18 protein-coding genes are annotated in these 17,889 nt (G+C 59.7%); 11 read left to right on the plus strand and 7 right to left on the minus strand.

What is annotated here, in order from left to right; translation table 11 throughout:
* Positions 1-23: 23 nt before the first annotated feature.
* The 5 genes from ACSQ8V_RS22290 to ACSQ8V_RS22310 all read right to left on the minus strand — a co-directional run bounded on the left by ACSQ8V_RS22290 (position 24) and on the right by ACSQ8V_RS22310 (position 4,687).
* Positions 24-275 carry a hypothetical protein gene (locus ACSQ8V_RS22290; protein ID WP_213762104.1) on the minus strand — a complete coding sequence of 84 codons (252 nt, stop codon included), beginning with the start codon at positions 273-275 and terminating at the stop codon, positions 24-26.
* Between the two features lie 41 nt (positions 276-316).
* Positions 317-589 (minus strand): hypothetical protein, encoded by a 273-nt coding sequence (locus tag ACSQ8V_RS22295; RefSeq protein ID WP_436183732.1) that lies wholly within the window; start codon positions 587-589, stop codon positions 317-319.
* Between the two features lie 123 nt (positions 590-712).
* Positions 713-1,984: a c-type cytochrome gene (locus tag ACSQ8V_RS22300; protein WP_436207182.1), complete on the minus strand. Its 1,272-nt coding sequence runs from the start codon at positions 1,982-1,984 to the stop codon at positions 713-715.
* Positions 1,985-1,995: 11 nt separating this feature from the next.
* Positions 1,996-4,230, minus strand: coding sequence for a molybdopterin cofactor-binding domain-containing protein (locus ACSQ8V_RS22305; RefSeq protein ID WP_436207183.1), 2,235 nt, complete (start codon positions 4,228-4,230; stop codon positions 1,996-1,998).
* A gap of 1 nt (position 4,231) precedes the next feature.
* The gene (locus ACSQ8V_RS22310; protein WP_213762108.1) at positions 4,232-4,687 is read right to left on the minus strand and encodes a (2Fe-2S)-binding protein; all 456 of its coding nucleotides are present in this window, start codon (positions 4,685-4,687) and stop codon (positions 4,232-4,234) included.
* A gap of 258 nt (positions 4,688-4,945) precedes the next feature.
* Between ACSQ8V_RS22310 and ACSQ8V_RS22315 the strand changes: the two genes are divergently transcribed.
* Together ACSQ8V_RS22315 and ACSQ8V_RS22320 are read left to right on the plus strand one after the other, a co-directional pair.
* On the plus strand, positions 4,946-5,164 hold the full coding sequence (locus ACSQ8V_RS22315; protein ID WP_436207184.1) for a hypothetical protein: 219 nt from the start codon (positions 4,946-4,948) through the stop codon (positions 5,162-5,164).
* 200 nt (positions 5,165-5,364) lie between these two features.
* Positions 5,365-5,691 carry a DUF4148 domain-containing protein gene (locus tag ACSQ8V_RS22320; RefSeq protein ID WP_213762109.1) on the plus strand — a complete coding sequence of 109 codons (327 nt, stop codon included), beginning with the start codon at positions 5,365-5,367 and terminating at the stop codon, positions 5,689-5,691.
* 140 nt (positions 5,692-5,831) lie between these two features.
* Here the strand turns inward: ACSQ8V_RS22320 and ACSQ8V_RS22325 are convergent, their stop codons facing one another.
* A complete protein-coding gene (locus tag ACSQ8V_RS22325) occupies positions 5,832-6,269 on the minus strand; it encodes a carboxymuconolactone decarboxylase family protein (protein WP_436207185.1) in 438 nt (145 codons plus the stop codon).
* A gap of 557 nt (positions 6,270-6,826) precedes the next feature.
* Between ACSQ8V_RS22325 and ACSQ8V_RS22330 the strand changes: the two genes are divergently transcribed.
* Genes ACSQ8V_RS22330 through ACSQ8V_RS22355 form a run of 6 tightly spaced genes read left to right on the plus strand, consistent with a single transcriptional unit; the run spans position 6,827 to position 11,844 of the window.
* Positions 6,827-7,441 carry a c-type cytochrome gene (locus ACSQ8V_RS22330; protein ID WP_436184925.1) on the plus strand — a complete coding sequence of 205 codons (615 nt, stop codon included), beginning with the start codon at positions 6,827-6,829 and terminating at the stop codon, positions 7,439-7,441.
* Positions 7,442-7,476: 35 nt separating this feature from the next.
* Entirely contained in the window at positions 7,477-8,691 is a 1,215-nt protein-coding gene (locus ACSQ8V_RS22335) for a c-type cytochrome (RefSeq protein ID WP_436207988.1), read from the plus strand.
* A gap of 7 nt (positions 8,692-8,698) precedes the next feature.
* Positions 8,699-8,857 (plus strand): hypothetical protein, encoded by a 159-nt coding sequence (locus ACSQ8V_RS22340; protein WP_089164460.1) that lies wholly within the window; start codon positions 8,699-8,701, stop codon positions 8,855-8,857.
* Positions 8,854-9,423, plus strand: a complete 570-nt coding sequence (locus tag ACSQ8V_RS22345) for a cytochrome C oxidase subunit II (RefSeq protein ID WP_213762111.1) — start codon at positions 8,854-8,856, stop codon at positions 9,421-9,423. Before ACSQ8V_RS22340 ends, ACSQ8V_RS22345 begins: the two co-directional genes overlap by 4 nt.
* Complete coding sequence (locus ACSQ8V_RS22350; protein WP_213762112.1) at positions 9,413-11,041, plus strand: b(o/a)3-type cytochrome-c oxidase subunit 1; 1,629 nt, start codon at positions 9,413-9,415, stop codon at positions 11,039-11,041. Before ACSQ8V_RS22345 ends, ACSQ8V_RS22350 begins: the two co-directional genes overlap by 11 nt.
* The gene (locus ACSQ8V_RS22355) at positions 11,038-11,844 is read left to right on the plus strand and encodes a c-type cytochrome (RefSeq protein WP_436207186.1); all 807 of its coding nucleotides are present in this window, start codon (positions 11,038-11,040) and stop codon (positions 11,842-11,844) included. Before ACSQ8V_RS22350 ends, ACSQ8V_RS22355 begins: the two co-directional genes overlap by 4 nt.
* 1,030 nt (positions 11,845-12,874) lie before the next feature.
* Here the strand turns inward: ACSQ8V_RS22355 and ACSQ8V_RS22360 are convergent.
* Positions 12,875-14,308, minus strand: a complete 1,434-nt coding sequence (locus ACSQ8V_RS22360; protein WP_436207187.1) for a PLP-dependent aminotransferase family protein — start codon at positions 14,306-14,308, stop codon at positions 12,875-12,877.
* A gap of 299 nt (positions 14,309-14,607) precedes the next feature.
* On the opposite strand from ACSQ8V_RS22360, the gene ACSQ8V_RS22365 reads away from it, so the two are divergent.
* From ACSQ8V_RS22365 to ACSQ8V_RS22375, 3 genes are read left to right on the plus strand one after another with little or no spacing between them, the layout of a single operon-like run.
* A complete protein-coding gene (locus tag ACSQ8V_RS22365) occupies positions 14,608-16,113 on the plus strand; it encodes a xylulokinase (protein ID WP_436207188.1) in 1,506 nt (501 codons plus the stop codon).
* Positions 16,110-16,778 (plus strand): HAD family hydrolase, encoded by a 669-nt coding sequence (locus ACSQ8V_RS22370; protein WP_436207189.1) that lies wholly within the window; start codon positions 16,110-16,112, stop codon positions 16,776-16,778. Before ACSQ8V_RS22365 ends, ACSQ8V_RS22370 begins: the two co-directional genes overlap by 4 nt.
* A gap of 7 nt (positions 16,779-16,785) precedes the next feature.
* Positions 16,786-17,877 (plus strand): glycerol dehydrogenase, encoded by a 1,092-nt coding sequence (locus ACSQ8V_RS22375; protein WP_436207190.1) that lies wholly within the window; start codon positions 16,786-16,788, stop codon positions 17,875-17,877.
* The last annotated feature ends 12 nt before the right edge of the window (positions 17,878-17,889 follow it).

Raw genomic sequence — 17,889 nt, forward strand, 5'->3', positions numbered from 1 at the left:
GCTCACCCAATCGATGTCGCTACTCAGCCGTTGTCAATCAGCTTGTCGACGAGTTCGCGCCCCGCATGATAGGCCGCATCCAGCGCCTTGGCTTCAGTCTCAAAGACGTTGCCGAGTTCATAAAATTGCGTGCGTTGCCCGGCATGACGCAGGTCCGCGCCTGGTCGACATACGTACCCGTTGTAGTGGTAAGGGGTATCTGGCGTGGGAGGTCCGTATGCAAGGATCGGCAGCACCCAGATCTCAAAGCCTTTGTAATCTATTCTTTCCCACATGGAAACCTCCACCATCAGGAGCCGGCGTTAAAGAGTGAGCGCTAGACCGCGCCGCCCAGAACGCGGGCGACGAAGTGTCTACCCCATGCCTCGCCGTGAGCAATGGCGTCCGCCACCGTGACGTAGGGCCCGTGATTACCGGTCAATTCTCCAGAATCTTCCGCGTGCTTCGAACCTCGAACCGGCGTTCCATCATGGCGAGTCACGATCACGCGGACGTTAAAACCAATAATTTTTTCTGCGTCAGGTGGGTCGTATTTCGGCTCGACGTTTATGGTCAGAAGATAGTCGCCAACTTCAACGTCTTGATGCATGGCAGTCTCCCTGTTCGTCCAGGAATGTCATTATGATCGCGAATGCCTTCCTGACCGTGAGTTTGCGCACAGCGGCGGCGGACTTGAAAATCCGCCGCCGCTTTTGCCAAGACCAATACAGACTTACTGCGATGCCTGTGTGCTCTTGCGCAGCTTGGCAACATCAGCCGCCCCGACCGCGGGCGCACCGTTGTTCCATCCAGCGCGAATGAACGTGAGCACGTCGGCGATCTGCTGATCATTGAGCACCGGCGCGTACTTAGGCATTGGGTACGCGGCGGGAATGCCCTGTATCACGAGGTCGTGGGTCCCGTTCAGCGTGACGTTGATCAACGACGACGCGTCCTTCTCCATCACGTTTGGATTGCCCGCCAGCGGCGCGAGCAGTGGTGCGAACGCACGGCCATCCACACCGTGGCAATGCATGCAGTACGCGGTATACACCTTTGCGCCCGCGTCATTGGCCGGATGTTGAAGCAGCGACGCGGTAGCTTTCGGATCATAGGCATAGGCCGGTGCGTTTGTCCCCCCCGCCGCCGGCAACGACTTCAGATACGCCGACATGGCAGCCAGATCCTGATCGTTCATACCCTGTGTACTGTGGTTGATCACATCCGTCATGGACCCGAACGCCGACGCGTGCGCGTTCGCTCCGGTCTTCAGGAACGTGGTCAAGTCAGCATCCGACCAGCGACCCAGTCCGACGTTCTGCTCGCCCGTCAGGTTGGACGCAAACCAGCCGTCGAGCACACCGCCCGTGAGCCACGCGTTGCCGCTTTCATCGAGAGCTTTTTCCTGGAACGCAATACCGCGAGGCGTGTGGCATGCGCTGCAATGGCCCAGGCCCTGGATCAGGTAAGCACCGCGATTCCACGCTACATCCTTACCGTCCTTGTCGCGATAAACGCCTTTGTCGAGGAACACCATGTTCCAGAACTTGAGCGGCCAGCGCATGTTCAGCGGGAACGGAATATCGGATGGTCGGTTCGCCTGGTTCACCGGTGCAACCCCCTTCATGAAGTACGCATAGAGCGCCTTCACGTCGTCGTCGCGGACCTTTACATAGGATGTATAGGGCATTGCCGGATAGAGGTTGTGACCGTCCTTCGCCACGCCCTGGCGCAACGCTTTTTCGAAGTCTTCCTCGCTCCATTTACCAATACCTGTATCGGGGTCGGGCGTGATGTTGGTCGTGTAGATCTTGCCCATGGGTGTGGTCATCGGCAGGCCGCCGGCGAACGGCTTGCCCTTGGGCGCGGAATGACAGGCCACGCAATCGCCCACCTTCGCGAGATAGGCGCCACGCGCAACCAGCGGATCGTCGTTCGCAGCAGCATGAGCCAGCAGGGGCAGGCTGAGCGTGAGCGCAACAGAGGCAACAAGATGTTTGATCATTGTGTGTGCCCTCATGCGCTTTGCAGTTGACGGCCGACGGGCAATTGCCGCAAGCGCTTGCCGGTGGCGGCAAAAATCGCGTTGGTCAGCGCGGGCGCGAGTGCTGCTGTACCCGGTTCGCCGATGCCTCCGGGCGCCTCACCGCTCTTCACGATATGCACCTCGATAGGCGGCGTCTGATCAATCCGCAGCATCCGGTAATCCGTGAAGTTGGATTGTTCGACGCGGCCGTCCTTGATCGTGATCTCGCTATAAAGCGCTGCCGTGATGCCGAAGATAATGCCTCCCTGGATCTGCGCCTCGATGGTGTTCGGGTTGACCACCACGCCGCAATCCACCGCGCAGACCACGCGATTCACGGCCACTTCGCCGTCGCCGTTCACGGTCACATCCACCACCATGCCGAAGAAGCTGCCGAACGCGTGCATCACCGATACCCCGCGCCCCTGACCCTTCGGAGGCGTGTTGCCCCAGCCGGCTTCACGGGCGGCGACGTCGAGCACGTTCTGCGCGCGGGGGGTCTTGCCGAGCAGGTCGTGGCGATATTTCACCGGATCGACTTTCGCCTGCGCGGCCAGTTCATCCATGAAGCTCTCAACTACGAAGGTGCCGCGAGTCGGACCTACGCCGCGCCAGAAGGCGGTAGGCACGTCCATGGGTTCCTGGCGCACATAGTCGATGAACTGGTTCGGGAGGTCGTAGGGAAGGTCGGCCGAAACTTCCACCGCATCCGGATCAAGGCCGTTCTTGAATGCCGGCGGAGCGAATCGGGCCATCACGGACGACCCTACTATGCGATGCTGCCACGCGACCGGCTTGCCATTCGAATCGAGGCCGGCGGAGATAACGTCGTAGTAATACGGGCGATACATGTCGTGCTGGACGTCCTCCTCGCGCGTCCACGTGACCTTCACTGGCGCGCCCACCTGCTTGCCGACCTTCAGCGCCTGGCCGATGAAATCGGTTTCCAGCCGGCGTCCGAAGCCGCCGCCGAGCAAGTGGTTGTGCACGGTGATCTTGTCGGCGGTGAGGCCGGTGATCTTCACGGCCGTATCCACCGCACGCGTGGGGACTTGCGTGCCCACCCAGATATCGCAGCCATCGCTACGTACGGACACGGTGCAGTTCACCGGCTCCATGGTGGCGTGCGCGAGGAAGGGTTGCTGGTACACGGCGTCAACGCGCGTCTTGGCGTCATTGAAGCCTTTCTTCACGTCGCCATCCTTGCGCGCCACGGCGCCATCGCGCTTCGATGCATCGGCGAGTTGCTGGACCACCTTGGCCGTGGAAAAGTCCGCGCCGCGGCCTTCGTTCCATGTGATATCGAGCGCTGCCGCGCCGCGCTTGGCGGCCCACGTATGGTCGCCGATCACGGCCACGCCATTGTCGAGCCGGATCACCTGGCGAACGCCGGGGATCTTCTTCGCGTTGGTGTCGTCGACGGAGGCAAGCGACCCGCCGAATACCGGGCTATTCACGATGGCGGCATAGACCATACCGGGCACGCGGACATCGAGCCCGAACATGGCCGTGCCGTTCACTTTTTCGGGCGAGTCGAGACGCTTGGCCGCGGTCCCGATCAGCTTGAAATCCTTCGGGTCTTTAAGCGGCACGTTCTGCGGCGCGGGCAATTTCGCGGCGGCATCGACGAGCTGTCCGTAACCGATGCGGCGATTGCTCGCGGCATGCACCACTTCGCCTTTCTCCGCGTGGCACGAAGCCGGGTCGACCTGCCATTGCTGCGCCGCCGCGGAAATGAGCATCACGCGGGCGGTTGCACCGGCCTTTCGCATGGGCTCCCAGGCGTAGCGGATCGACGTCGATCCACCGGTCAACTGGCCGCCGAGCAGCGGGTCCATGAAGAGCTTTTCGTTAGGCGGCGCGTGATCGATCACCACGCTATCCAGCGGCACTTCCAGTTCTTCCGCGATCAGCATGGGGATGGACGTATAGATTCCCTGGCCCATCTCGACCTTGGGAATCACTAGCGTCACCTTACCCGTTGCGTCGATCTGAACAAACGCGTTGGGTTCGAATACACCGCTTTGCGGCGCTTCATTGCCGTCGCCGCCGATCACCGACTTGCCCGAGGGTGCTTCGCCCTGGCTTGCCGCTGGAAGGCTGAAACCCAGCATCAAACCGCCGCCAACTGCTGCGCCGACCGATATTCCCAGCTTTAAAAACGTGCGCCGATTCAGGCCGTCGGGTGCGCGGCGGTTCTGTGCTTCGAGTAATCCTCGCGACATGTCACGCCCCCTTGGCGGCGTGCTTGACCGCGGCACGGATACGGTTGTACGTACCGCAGCGGCAGATATTGCCCGCCATTGCAGCGTCGATATCGGCGTCCGAGGGGTTGGGGTTCGAGGCGATCAGCGACGCGGCCGACATCACCTGACCCGACTGACAGTACCCGCACTGCACAACATCGAGCGCGAGCCATGCGTCCTGCACTTTCTTGCCTGCGGGCGTGGTGCTGACGGCTTCGATGGTCGTGACCTTGCGCTCGCCTACGGCTGCGATGGGCAGCACGCAGGAGCGCACGGCCTGACCGTCGAGATGCACGGTGCACGCGCCGCATTGCGCGATACCGCAGCCGAATTTGGTGCCCGTGAGACCGACCAGGTCGCGCAACACCCAGAGAAGCGGCATGTCTGGCGGGGCGTCGATGGTGTGAGATTCGCCGTTTATGGAAAGGGTCGTCATCTGCAACTCCAGTTGTCGTGGGGGGATTTTTATAGTCCTTCTTAATCGCAAACCTTATACAAGATTACGACGATTCGTGCTGAATTGCCTATAACCCTTAGCTGCGCCTGACCGATGCCGTCTTGTACCGGCTGAGAAAAGATCGCGGAATAAATAGTTGCGGAAGGGGGCGGTGCAGGCATTGATGTCTTTCACGGCAGTTCTTCGGGATGAACTGCTATACCTTCCAATTTCATTACGATTCTGCGTGCCCGCTGCATGACTGCCGCTGCGGTCTCTATTGCCGCCGTTGCGTTGGAATCGCTTGAGTTGTTCACGATGAACCCGGCTGGTTCGGCGATCGTCAACGCGATCGGGAAGATCCGTCAGGTAGTCGTGCCGGGTACCGGTCATGCCGCCGACAAACGGCGATATCTGGTGATTGCGTCGCAAGTGTCAGGCAAGCCGGGCGCGCGGGTTCAGAGGCAAGCGCTCTAAGCGGTCTCGTTTTTCTCAAAGCAATTTATGCGGCCGCCGGAGTTCATGCCCCGGCTTTTTTGTTGGTGCCGCTATGTTTGTCTTAAGTGCCGGCGGTGTCGTGCAGGCATGCGTCTATTTAATTTTGACGGTTCAGGAATAAGTCTGGCGGGAAATGGGTTAGCCCTTGTACCAACCCGTTAAACACACTGGAGTCGAAAATGAAGAAACTTGCCTGGCTTACCTTGTCCGCCGCCGTCCTCGTTTCCTCGAGCGCTTTCGCGCAAGGACTGACCCGTTCCGAAGTCCGCCAACAACTGGTGGAAGCTGAGCAAAATGGTTCGGAGTACGTTTCGAATGCATCGTATCCGGATATCAGCCCGGTGTTTCAGGACCAGGCCGCGAATCAACGGAAAGATACGAGCGCGTATGGCGGTGTAGCCGCTGGCTCGAACGCGAGTGCGCCGCGTGCCACACTGAATGGCACGCAAAGTCCTGAAACCTGTGTCGGTCCTGTCAGCTTCTGCAATATCTATGCAGGATCGTGAACAGGGTGCGGCGGGCTGTTGGCTGTCGCGTGAATGCCAAGCGGCAAATGGCCTATACCTGACCAACGCCGGCAAGCCATGTGATTCAGCGTGGGAAGCACGGCGCAAAATGCTTCATCGTCTGCGCCATGCTGGTTTGATCAGACCGGCATCTTGCGGAACGCGATCGCAAAGCGGTTCCAACTGTTGATCTGCGACACCAGCAGCGTCAGGTCCACGATCTCTTCTTCAGTGAAATGCGGCTGCACGGCTTCCCAGACGGCATCGGGCACATGGTCGTGCGAGACCAGCGTGAGCGCTTCGGTCCATTCCAGCGCCGCGCGTTCGCGGTCCGTGAAGAACGGCGTCTCACGCCATACCACCACGGCTGCCAGCCGGCGCTCCGTCTCACCGCCCTTGCGGGCATCGGTCGTGTGCATGTCGACACAGAATGCACAGCCATTGATCTGCGATGCGCGCAGGCGGACTAGTTCCGCCAGCGACTTTTCCAGCGATGACTTACCGATGTACTCTTCCACTGCAACCAGAGTCTTGATGGCGGATGGCTTGGCTTTGTAGAAATCCAGACGAGTTTGCATGGTGGCTCCTTTGATTTAAATGATGCGCGATGCGGCGCGGCATGAGTAAGATTAGACGGTTGACTGGACCTTATAAATAGCCGATTTCGCCTAATTTCAGGTAACCAGCGTCAAAGCCTCCAGACTTCGTTGCCTTATGCGGGCCAGCCGATAGCAGGAGGCGGGCTTGTCCATCAGCCAGCCATCCGCGCTCTAGCAAAATGCTTAAAGAAAAAGCCGGAACCCGCGAAATAGTGCGGGTTCCTTGATGTGGATCATTGAACGTTCAAGCTCACTATTTCGACATGTTGAATCATCTCAATAATGATTAATAATGCGTGAAATCATGTGAATCTTAGCGCTCGGCAAATTGGCTTAAGTGCTTTAAGCTCACCTACCAGAGCAGTCGCGTGGTTATAAAAAATTAGCTGTAGCGAAATACTGCAGACACAAAAACCCGATCGAGGGATACAACGGTGGGCATACGCAGCGTCGTCTTAACACTAGTGTTGCTCGCAAGTTCCAGCCTGCATGCATTCGCCGCTGGCGAGGCGCCGGCCGAGAAGGCGCCTGACACCATGCAGGCGCGCGTGCTTGGTTGCGCGGCGTGCCATGGCGCGCAGGGTGAAGGCACGAGCAACGACTATTACCCCCGGCTCTCAGGCAAGCCTGCCGGTTATCTTTACAACCAATTGCTCGCCTTTAGAGACGGTCGTCGCAAGTACCCGCCAATGAATTATTTGTTGGCCTATCTTCCCGACCCGTATCTGATGAAAATTGCGGAGTACTTCGCCGCCGAGCATCCGCCATTTCCCGCGCCTGCGCCTGTGACTGCCGATACCGCGACGCTTGCGCTAGGCAAGACCCTGGTAAACAGCGGTGCTGCGTCACGCAAGATTCCCGCATGCGTTGCGTGTCACGGTGCGGCGCTGACCGGCATGGAGCCGGCCATTCCGGGCTTGCTGGGCCTGCACTCCGACTACATCAGCGCGCAGTTGGGCGCATGGCGTTACGGTACGCGCACCACGCTCGCTCCCGATTGCATGCATGACGTCGCCACGAAACTAGCCGACCGGGACATCACGGCTATAGCGGCGTATCTGGCTTCGTTGCCCGCGCCGGAAAATCCGGCGCCTGCTGCGGCAGGGTCACTCAAGATGCCGCTCGCTTGCGGCACTGTTCCTAATCAATAGGCGAGGAAATAGACGTGTTCAGTTTCCGTGCCCTAATGCTTGTTTGCGCTTGCATCGTGACGTTGAATGCACGAGCCGCCGATCCCACTGTGATTGCTCGCGGTGAATATCTCGCTCGCGCCGGTGATTGCATTGCGTGCCATACAGTACCCTCCGGCAAACTATTCGGCGGTGGACGTGCGATGGAAACGCCGTTCGGCACGCTCTATACGCCGAACATTTCATCGGACAAAGAGACCGGTATTGGCAAGTGGACCTCGGCTGAGTTCTACACCATGATGCATACCGGCAAGGCGCGCGACGGCGAGCTGCTTTATCCGGCCATGCCGTTTGCTTCCTACACCAAGGTCACGCGGGACGACTCCGACGCGATCTACGCGTACCTGTTGTCCACGCCGGCCATTCATCAGCCTAATCGTGCGCATGAATTGCGGTTTCCGTTCAACCAGCGCTCATTGCTGTACGGATGGCGCATGCTGTACATGAAGCCCGGCGAATACCAGCCTGACACCACGCAATCGGTGGAATGGAATCGCGGCGCTTACCTGGTTGAAGGGCTTGGCCATTGCACGATGTGCCATACCGCGATCAATGCACTGGGCGGTAATTCGCCCTCCAAGCGTTTCGAAGGCGGGTTGATCCCGGTGCAGAACTGGTATGCGCCTTCGCTGACATCGAATAAGGAAGCGGGACTGGGCGACTGGAGCATCGAGGACATATCGGACCTGCTGCAGTCGGGCGTGTCGAATCGTGGGGCAGTGTATGGGCCCATGGCCGAGGTCGTGTATGACAGCTTCCAGTATCTGACAGATCAGGACATTCGCGCGGTGGCTGTCTATCTGAAGACGCTGCCGGCGCGTGCGGGCGAAAAGCCCGTGCCTCCAACCGCCGCGGTCGCGGAACAACAGACCAGCCTTTCGCCGCTGGGGAAAAAGATCTACGACGCCCAATGCGCGCTGTGCCATGCGTCGCAAGGGCAGGGCAGGCTGCCGCATTTCCCGCCTCTGGCGAACAATCAGTCGATCCAGATGACGTCATCGGTGAATCCGATTCGCATGGTGCTGAACGGTGGATATGCGCCGGGCACGAAGAAGAACCCAATGCCCTACGGCATGCCGCCGTTCGCTCAATCGCTCTCCGATGTCGAGGTCGCGGCGGTCGTGACGTATATCCGCACGGCCTGGGGAAATCACGGTACACCGGTGAGCGTCAAGGAAGTCAACACGTTGCGCTCAGCCCCACTTTATTGAGGACGTCATGACTGATTCCGAGAAAGAAGATGCCGCCGTCGATGAGATCGTGCGAGACGGCCCGCACGGCGCCATTGCTTTGGCTGGCGCGGCAACGGCCATTGTGATCGGCTTGTGGTTTGCGTTTTATTTCCTGGTCTTCTTACCGCGCGGCGTTATCCAATGAGCACTGAACACCCGTCGCATGCGTCTGCCGACGTTGCCGCGCGCATCGAGCGCAAGTGGGCGCTTCTTGTCGTCATCATCCTCTGCGTGCTGGTCGCCATGACGATTTTCACCGGCCTGCACTGGGCCATGATGCCGCCATCCAGAGTGGAGACCGTGCGGCCTGAAACGCTCAATGTAAGCGGCGAATTCATTGAAAGCAACCTGGGCAGCGCGGTTGAAGCGGATGGCTCGGTCACTGTGCGAATTGTCGCGCAGCAGTACTCGTTCACGCCGCAATGCCTGCTGATTCCAACTGATACGCCCATCACTTTTCGCGCCACCAGCGCGGACGTCATACATGGATTCCTGATTACGAACACGAATATCAATTCGATGCTCGAGCCTGGTTATATCTCCACCTTCAAGAGTACCTTCACTCAGCCCGGCGAGCATCTGATGCCATGCCATGAGTTCTGCGGCACGGGACATCAGGGCATGTGGGCTCACGTGAAGGTGATCGATAAAACGGCTTTCCTCAAGATGGCAAACGCTAACGGTTCGCGGAGACTCAGCTGTGTTAAATAGCAAGCGACTCGTTCTCGCGCATTTCTGGCTTGGTTTCATCAGCTTCGGCGGCGCGTTGCTGCTCGGCGCGTGGCAAATGTGGGTGCGCAGTCCTCTGCATCCGTGGCTGAAGAATCCGGAACTCTACTATCGCTCGGTCACGGCGCATGGCTCGGCCATGGCCTACGTGTTTCCCACGTTGATCGCAATGGGCTTTGGTTACGCGGTCACCGAACTGGCGTTGAAGAAACCGCTGGTCGGAGCGCGCTGGGCGTGGGCCGGTTTTATCCTCGTGGCCGTGGGTACGGTCACCGCGATGGTCCCCGTCGCCATGGGCCTCGCCTCGGTCCTCTATACCTTCTATCCGCCAATGATCGGCAACGCGTTCTACTACATCGGCATCGTGCTGGTGGTGGTCGGTTCGTGGATCTGGGTCGCGCTGATGTCGATCAACCTTGCCGTGTGGAAGCGCGAGCATAAGGGCGTGCCGGTCCCTCTAGCCATGTTCGCCACCTTGGCCGGGGCCTATTTATGGGGCTGGACAGCGGTCGGTGCGGCCATCGAGATCCTGTTCCAGATCCTGCCTGTGGCGCTTGGCTTCAAGACGACGATCGACGCCGGCCTCGCCCGCGTGTTCTTCTCGTGGTCGCTTCACGCGATCGTCTACTTCTGGCTGATGCCCGCTTACATAGCGTATTACACGATCCTGCCGCGCGCGATCGGCGGCCGTCTGTACAGCGATTCGATGGCGCGCGTCTCGTTCATCCTGTTCCTGGTGGTGTCGATGCCAATCGGCATTCACCATCTGTTCGCCGATCCGCAAGTGGGTTCGGGTTTCAAGTTCATGCATTCGGTATTCACGGCGCTGGTCGCGGTACCGACCATGCTGACGGTGTTCACCATCTGCGCATCGGTTGAAATAGCGGCGCGTTTGCGCGGCGGCCGTGGCAGTTTTGGCTGGATCAAGGCGTTGCCCTGGGAAAATCCGTTGATGCTTGCGCTCGCATTTTCGTTCGTGATGCTTGGCTTTGGCGGGGCGGGTGGCATCATCAACATGAGCTACCAGCTCGACTCGACCATTCACAATACGCAATGGGTCACCGGTCACTTCCATCTGATCTTCGGCGGGGCGATCGTCATCATGTATTTCGCGATCGCCTATGATCTCTGGCCGCATCTCACTGGCCGCGCGATGACGCACTTGAAGCTGATGCGCCAGCAGTTGTGGCTGTGGTTCATCGGCATGATCGTGTTGACGTTCCCGTGGCATTTCGCGGGCATTCTCGGCATGCCGCGGCGCATGGCCTTCTTCGATTACACCGACCCGGAGATCGCTGCACAGGCAGTATCGGTGATCATCTCGACTATTGGCGGCTTGATCCTGGTTGTCTCGGCAGTGATGTTTTTCATCGTGCTGATTCGCAACCATCGTGGACCGCGCACTGTGGTTCCAGAGTACACGTTCAGCACGGCGGTGCATGAATCGAAGACCATTCCGGTCGCGTTGAACAGCTTTGGCCTGTGGCTTGCGCTGATGATCGGCCTGACGCTCTTTAACTACGGTTATCCGGTCGCGTCGCTGTTGTTCCGCTCCGATACGTCCGTCCCCGCGATTCTGATTGGAGGGCCGCAGCGATGAGCGAAGAACGCCTGTTCTCGTTACGCAACCGGTGGTTCACGGTTAGCGTTGGCGGCATGCTCGCGCTGGTCGTATTCTCGGCGGCGGTGGGTTTCATATGGTTGCCTTCGGCGCAAAGCGATCAGCCGTTCCAGGGAGTGTGGAATGCTATCTGCAGTGCGGCGGGCGTGCCGCAACAATGGTTGCGCGCTTCGTCGGCCACGCCGGTGCCGCTGGTGCAAACCAGCACGGTCGCCATGACACCGGAGTTGCTGGGAGAGCCCAGCAGCACGTCGATTGGCCGCGGCGCGACCTTGTCCATGCGTTGCACCATGTGTCACGGTGTACGGGGCATGAGCGATGCCAACTCGCCGAATCTTGGGGGACAGTATTCTTCTGTGATCTACAAGCAGTTGCTCGACTTTCAGTCCGGCGCGCGGCGTAATGCGGTGATGTCGCCCATGGTCTCGAGCCTGAGTGATCAGGACATGCGCGATCTCTCTGCTTATTACGCGTATTTGCCGAGACCGGTGGCGCTTCGCTCCGATGCGGCGCCGGTCGTGGCCGTGCCGGATATTGTGTCCAATGGTGCGCCGATGCGAAACATTGCTTCTTGCGCGTCGTGTCATGGCGGTATTGATCATAAGGCGGGGAGCCCGTGGCTTGAGGGGATGCCGGCGGCATACACCCGGGCGCAGTTGCAGGCGTTCGCGAACGACACACGTCATAACGATATCAACGAGCAGATGCGCAATGTTGCGCGGAATATGACGCCCGGGGAAATCGATGCAGCAGCGGCGTACTATGCTGGGGCGCAACCCTGAGATTGGTTTTTTTGCTCGCGCCGGTGGACGGGTTTTCTGGGGGGCCTATGCTCGGGTGGTCGGTTCCGGGGTTAGTGGTCTGGGTCAATGCCAGGGTGCCAGGTTCCAGGGTTAGCGGTCGGGGTTGATGCCGGGTTGCTGCTTTCGGCCGTGGTGGCGTGCAAGAGTCGGATTTTCTCTTTATCACTATTAGCCACTGTGCGTGGCGGCACGTCATTTCTTTGTCCAAAGCGACAAAGAAACGAAGCAAAGAAAACGCTTTTAAACCACGCTACCCTAAGTGTCCACAGCGTGCAGTTTCTATTCATAGGTGCCCCAAAAGCACGGTGCTCGCCAGAGCCACCGATGTGTGAACCCCTCCTTCTCCGAACACCGATACCCACACGCTTCGCCACCAGTGATTGAACCTGCCCAAGGAGCACCCCGCGCTATCCGCGGACGACCGCCCTCCAAATGTGTACACGCCTCGAACCACGTCGCCAACCCTGCTGGAAACGAGGTCGCGAAGATGCGGGTGGCTGTAACCGACGAAAATAGCTGTACAGAACGCGCAACCAATTCACAAAAACTAAAACGGTAACCACAAACACGCATCAAGCTGTGGCCTACAAATACGGTCGCACAGACCAGGTAGATACCCTGTCAAAGAGCCGCAGCCGTAAATACCCGTGAGGCCGTACGGATTCCTTAGCAATGGTGCTTGCCCGAGAGCGTGCGGGGCGAAGCGTGTTCGTGTCAGGATTCGCGAGAAGGAGGGGTTCAAACATCCGTGGCTCTGGCGAGCACCGTGCTTTTGGGGCACCTATGAATAGAAACTGCACGCTGTGGACACTTAGGGTAGCGTGGTTTAAAAGCGTTTTCTTTGCTTCGTTTCTTTGTCGCTTTGGACAAAGAAATGACGTGCCGCCACGCACAGTGGCTAATAGTGATAAAGAGAAAATCCGACTCACGCAGACCACTAAGGCCGAAAGCAGCAACCCGGCATCAACCCCGACCACTAACCCCAGACCCCCCCATTAACAACGACGCCCTACATCACCTTCGACAAACGCATCTTGAGCTTCTTCATAGCAATATCGATGTCGTTCGACTCAATCCCGCCATAGCCAAATATCAGCCCTTCCTGCGCTGGCCGATTCATGTAGAACCCCGAAATACCATACAAGCCAATAGACGGATCAAGAGCGCCACCGGTAAGCTGCTTCTCCTTCAACGATCCCTTCAACCGCGCACTCATATGAATTCCCGCCGCGGGAATCCGTGGCTCAAACCACTCGGCAAGCTCATTTTGCAGAAACGAAACAAGCGTTCTCCGACGATCTTCATAGTGCTTGTGCATACGTCGCAGATGCTTGGCGAAGTCGCCATCGAGCATGAACTTAGCCAGCGCCGCTTGCGTCAGTGAGCACGTATGCCAGTCGCTTATCTGCTTGGCTTTTTGTATGGCTTCATTCAGCGACGCCGGCGGCACGACATACCCCACCCGCAACTCGGGAAAGATCGTCTTTGAGAACGTGCCGACATAAGCCACCAGACCCGCTCGATCAAGACTCTTGAGCGGTTCCATCGGCCGGCCCTCGAAGCGGAACTCGCCGTCATAGTCGTCCTCAATGATGACCGCGCCCTGGCGCTGCGCCCACTCAAGCAACGCCACGCGACGCTCAAGACTCATCGGCATGCCGAGTGGAAACTGATGCGACGGGGTCACATAGACAAGCCGTGCTTTCTTGGGCAATTGCTCGACGATCAAACCCTGGTCGTCGACAGCCACGCCGATTATCTTGGCGCCAGCCGCTGCAAACGCCGCACGCGCGGGCGGATATCCCGGTTCCTCAACCGCGACCACATCGCCGGGACGCAGCACCACACGTGCGATCAGATCGATCGCCTGCTGCGCGCCATGCGTGACAATCACGTCCTGCCAGTTGCTTGCCACGGCGCGGCTGAACGCCAGATAACGCGACACAGCGAGGCGCAATTCCTGTTCGCCGGCGGGGTCGTGATATTGCCCACGCCCGCGTGCCTGCAATCGCACTGCATGATTGATGCAGCGACGCCAGGTGTCGAAGGGGAACAGGCGCTTGTCAGTCACGCCGCCTAGAAAATCAAACGGGTAAGGAACGTCGTGCCTGGGCATCGAAAGCTGAACGGGCATAGACGACCAGATCGCTTGCGTCCTTGCCTGATGCTTCATTGCGTCGGCGGGATGCGTTGGAACGCGGATCAATCCCTCAGCCACAAACGTGCCGTCGCCGGGACGCGAACGAAGATACCCTTCGGTAGTGAGGCGTTCGAAGACATCGAGCGTGGTCTTGCGCGAGACGCCAAGTTGCGTGGCGAGATCGCGCGTGGAGGGCAGGCGTTCGCCCGCCGCCAACCTTCCCTCGACAATCCCGCTGCGCAACTGCCGGTAGATCTGTCCGCTCAGGTCGTCGCGGCCGCGAATGGTCACGTGGATTTCCATCGCAACGGTATCCTCGATTGGGGTTGATTCGCGGATTTTGGCATACCAGTAAGGCAAGCGGTTTTCGGTATCACGCTAACGCACTGTAAAGTTAGCAAAAACAACGATATGAGCTAAACTGAACTTACCTCGGATGGGCAGAATATGGCAAAAATCCGCATTTAACCGCGATATCGTTTAATTGACACGATCAAAAAACGTAGTCAAAATAACGTTAATAAAACCTAGACGCAATCACCCGCACGCCGGCTCAGCGAGTTTTTGCTTGCTCGTTCAGGCAGTACCTGAGGATTCGAGTGATGGAGACGTATTACCTTGCCATCGACGTTGGCACTGGCAGCGCGCGCGCCGCCCTGGTCAATTCGCATGGCGTCATAGTGAGCATTGCGGCGCGCGAACACGAGCAGATCGTGCCGCGCTACGGCTGGTCCGAGCAGCGCCCGACCGACTGGTGGCAAGGCGTAGCCGGGGCCATCCGCGAGGTCTTGAACAGCACGCCCCATGCTGCCGAAAACATCGCGGCCATCTGCGCGTGCGGCCAGATGCACGGCACGGTTCTTATCGACGCAGACGGTCAACTCACCCGCGAAACCGCACCGCTCTGGAACGACAAACGCACGCTTGCGCAAGTGGCTGCCTTTCGCGCGAGCCACGCTGCCGCATCGTATCTGCCATTGACGGCCAATCCGGCAACACCCGCATGGCCCGGCTTCAAACTGCAATGGCTCAAGCAGAACGAGTCCGATGCATACGAACGTGCGGCAACGGTGTTCATGCCGAAGGACTACATCAACTTCCGGCTGACCGGCGAGCGCGCCTGGGACTGGAGCGACGCCTCCACGAGCTTCCTGATGGACCCTGAAACACGCTCCTGGTCCCAGCCCATGCTCGACACACTCGGTCTCGACGGCAGCAAGCTCCCGCCCATCCGCTCGCCGCAGGAAATACTCGGCACGGTCACCTCCGAAGCGGCTCAGGCAACTGGCCTGCGCGAAGGTACGCCGGTGCTTGTGGGCGGCGCGGACTATCCGCTTTCCATGCTGGGCTCCGGCGTGTACGGACCCGGTCTCGGCTCGGATATCACCGGCACGTCGTCGATCATCACGGTGATCGCGGACACCCCCATGCTGCACCCGGAAGTCTCGAACATGATCTCGGCGGAAGGGCTCTGGGGACGCTTCATGCTGCTCGATTCGGGTGGCGATGCAGTGCGCTGGGCGCGTCGTGCATTCCACGAAAATGCCCTGAGCTACGAGGCCGTTGCACAGAAAGCTGCCGATGCACCCGTCGGTTCCGAGGGCCTGTTCTTCCTGCCTTACCTGAGCGGTGAAAGGCTCGGCGAACATTCGAATTCGCGCGCCCAGTTCTTCGGTATCGCGGCCAAGCATGGCACGGCGCATCTGCATCGCGCGGTATTGGAAGGGGTCGCGTTCGGCGTGCGGCGGCACATTGGCGTGATCGAATCAGCGGGCGTGCACATGGAGCGGCTGGTCGCGGCAAGCGGCGGCGCCAAGGCTGCTCTCTGGCTGGAGATCAAGGCAAGCATGTATCGCACGCCGATCCTCGTGCCGGCTCAACTCGAATGCGGCGTGATCGGCTGCGCCATTCTTGCGGCGACCGCACACGGCCAGTTCGCGCGTCTGGGCGATGCAGTCGCGGCCTTCGTTCAGTTCGAACGCGAGGTCTTGCCGGACCCGCGGGCAAGCGACACCTACGATCGGATGATGCCGATCTTCGAGCGGCTCTATATGAGCTCGCAACAGTTCTACGACGACCTGGATCGTCTCGCCGAGGCTCATGCATGACGACGCAAGTAATCAAAGCTGTCCTGTGGGACATGGACGGCACGCTCGCCGACAGTGAAGCGCTGCATCTGAGCACACTGGTCGCCGTGTTGACCCATCATGGAATAGACGCGGGCGACGACCTGCATGCATCGATATTCGGCAAGACCGGCCGCGAAGTGCACGCGTACTGCTGCGAACGTTTCGGAATCGATTTCGACTACGGTCAATGGTCTATGGCAAGGGCGCGGCACTATCTGTCCGAAGCCCCGAAGATGCAGCCGCGACCCGGCGCACTCGGTGTCTATCACGCCGTGCACGCAGCGGGAACACGGCAAGCGATTGTGTCTAACTCATCGCGTATGTTGCTTGAAGCGGGGCTCCGCGCGCTCGACTTGCAGGACCCGCAACTGATCTCCATCAGCGCTAACGACGTACGCGCCGGCAAGCCCGACCCCGAGCCGTATCAGCGCGCTGCGTGGCTGCTGCGCGTGACTCCTGAGGAAGCGATCGTGGTGGAAGACAGCCCGACCGGCGCCCGCGCCGCTATCGCGGCCGGCATGCGGGTGCTCGCGTGGCCCGAGCATGAAAGCGCTGCTGGCACGTTTCCCGATGGCGTACGCATTGTTCGCACCGAACACGAACTCGCCGATGCGCTCGGCGTTCAACTCACTCCTTTTCCCTGAACCCATCATGCTCCGAACCAGCATCTTCCCCTCGCGATACGTCCAGGGCGCGGGCGCGCTCGATTCACTCGACGCGGAACTCGCGCGCCTGGGCACGCACGCGGCGTGTCTCGTCGACAGTAACGTTGCCGCTTTGCTTGAACCTGCGTTGTCGAAGGCTGAACGCGTGAAGCTCGCCGTGCGTAGCGTCGATGCCGCGTGCACCGAACGCTCCGTCTCTGCAGCAGCTGCATGGATTCGCGAGAGCGGGGCCGACATCGTGGTCTCGTTCGGCGGCGGCAAGGTGGTCGATACGGGTCGCGCCGCCGCTGACGACCTGCGTTTGCCGTTCGTGTGCGTACCGACCATTGCTGCATCGGATGCGCCGTGTTCAGCGCTTGCTGTGATCTACGACGAGGAGGGCCGGGTGGTGCGCGACCGCTTCGTCCGTCGCAATCCGGATCTCGTGCTGCTCGATACCAGCCTGATCGTGCGTGCGCCCGTGCGTTTCTTTATCGCAGGGATTGGGGACGCGCTCGCTACTTTCTACGAAGCCGATGCATGCCGCCGTGCCTATGCGAACAATCTTTGTGGCGGTCGCGGCACGGCGCTGGCTTTCGAGGCAGCGAAGTTATGTCGCGATACCTTGTTCGCGCATGCCGTGCAGGCGGTGGATGATTGCCGCGCACAGATCGTCACGCCGGACTTCGACGCCACGCTGGAAGCGACCGTGCTGCTTTCGGGCATCGGCTTCGAGTCGGGTGGCGTGGCCGCGGCGCATGCCATTCATCACGGTCTTGCGGACCTGCCTTCGTCGCATGGCTTGCTGCACGGCGAGAAGGTTGCTATCGGCGTGCTGGCGTCGCTGTTTTTATCGGCGGTGCCTGACGACGAACGGGCTCGCGTGTTTCGTTTCTGCCGCGCCGTGGGCCTGCCTACGCGTCTCGCGCAGATCAACGTGGACGTGAGCGACGAAGCGGCGCTTGAGACCGTGGCGAAGCGTGCATGCCGGGCGGGCGAGATCATCCACAACGAGCCGTATCCCGTCGATGCACCATTGGTGGTTGCAGCGTTGAAGGCGATGGACCGATACGCAGCACGATCCGATAACCAAATTTAAAAGCGAGACAAC

Origin of the sequence: Caballeronia sp. LjRoot31 (assembly GCF_964253885.1) — a bacterium.
GTDB lineage: Bacteria > Pseudomonadota > Gammaproteobacteria > Burkholderiales > Burkholderiaceae > Caballeronia.

Bases quoted from the DNA above. Each gene is read 5' to 3' on its own strand.
- ACSQ8V_RS22290 (WP_213762104.1), bottom strand. From the start codon at position 275: ATGTGGGAAAGAATAGATTACAAAGGCTTTGAGATCTGGGTGCTGCCG.
- ACSQ8V_RS22295 (WP_436183732.1), bottom strand. From the start codon at position 589: ATGCATCAAGACGTTGAAGTTGGCGACTATCTTCTGACCATAAACGTC.
- ACSQ8V_RS22300 (WP_436207182.1), bottom strand. From the start codon at position 1,984: ATGATCAAACATCTTGTTGCCTCTGTTGCGCTCACGCTCAGCCTGCCC.
- ACSQ8V_RS22305 (WP_436207183.1), bottom strand. From the start codon at position 4,230: ATGTCGCGAGGATTACTCGAAGCACAGAACCGCCGCGCACCCGACGGC.
- ACSQ8V_RS22310 (WP_213762108.1), bottom strand. From the start codon at position 4,687: ATGACGACCCTTTCCATAAACGGCGAATCTCACACCATCGACGCCCCG.
- ACSQ8V_RS22315 (WP_436207184.1), top strand. From the start codon at position 4,946: ATGACTGCCGCTGCGGTCTCTATTGCCGCCGTTGCGTTGGAATCGCTT.
- ACSQ8V_RS22320 (WP_213762109.1), top strand. From the start codon at position 5,365: ATGAAGAAACTTGCCTGGCTTACCTTGTCCGCCGCCGTCCTCGTTTCC.
- ACSQ8V_RS22325 (WP_436207185.1), bottom strand. From the start codon at position 6,269: ATGCAAACTCGTCTGGATTTCTACAAAGCCAAGCCATCCGCCATCAAG.
- ACSQ8V_RS22330 (WP_436184925.1), top strand. From the start codon at position 6,827: ATGCAGGCGCGCGTGCTTGGTTGCGCGGCGTGCCATGGCGCGCAGGGT.
- ACSQ8V_RS22335 (WP_436207988.1), top strand. From the start codon at position 7,477: ATGCTTGTTTGCGCTTGCATCGTGACGTTGAATGCACGAGCCGCCGAT.
- ACSQ8V_RS22340 (WP_089164460.1), top strand. From the start codon at position 8,699: ATGACTGATTCCGAGAAAGAAGATGCCGCCGTCGATGAGATCGTGCGA.
- ACSQ8V_RS22345 (WP_213762111.1), top strand. From the start codon at position 8,854: ATGAGCACTGAACACCCGTCGCATGCGTCTGCCGACGTTGCCGCGCGC.
- ACSQ8V_RS22355 (WP_436207186.1), top strand. From the start codon at position 11,038: ATGAGCGAAGAACGCCTGTTCTCGTTACGCAACCGGTGGTTCACGGTT.
- ACSQ8V_RS22360 (WP_436207187.1), bottom strand. From the start codon at position 14,308: ATGGAAATCCACGTGACCATTCGCGGCCGCGACGACCTGAGCGGACAG.
- ACSQ8V_RS22365 (WP_436207188.1), top strand. From the start codon at position 14,608: ATGGAGACGTATTACCTTGCCATCGACGTTGGCACTGGCAGCGCGCGC.
- ACSQ8V_RS22370 (WP_436207189.1), top strand. From the start codon at position 16,110: ATGACGACGCAAGTAATCAAAGCTGTCCTGTGGGACATGGACGGCACG.
- ACSQ8V_RS22375 (WP_436207190.1), top strand. From the start codon at position 16,786: ATGCTCCGAACCAGCATCTTCCCCTCGCGATACGTCCAGGGCGCGGGC.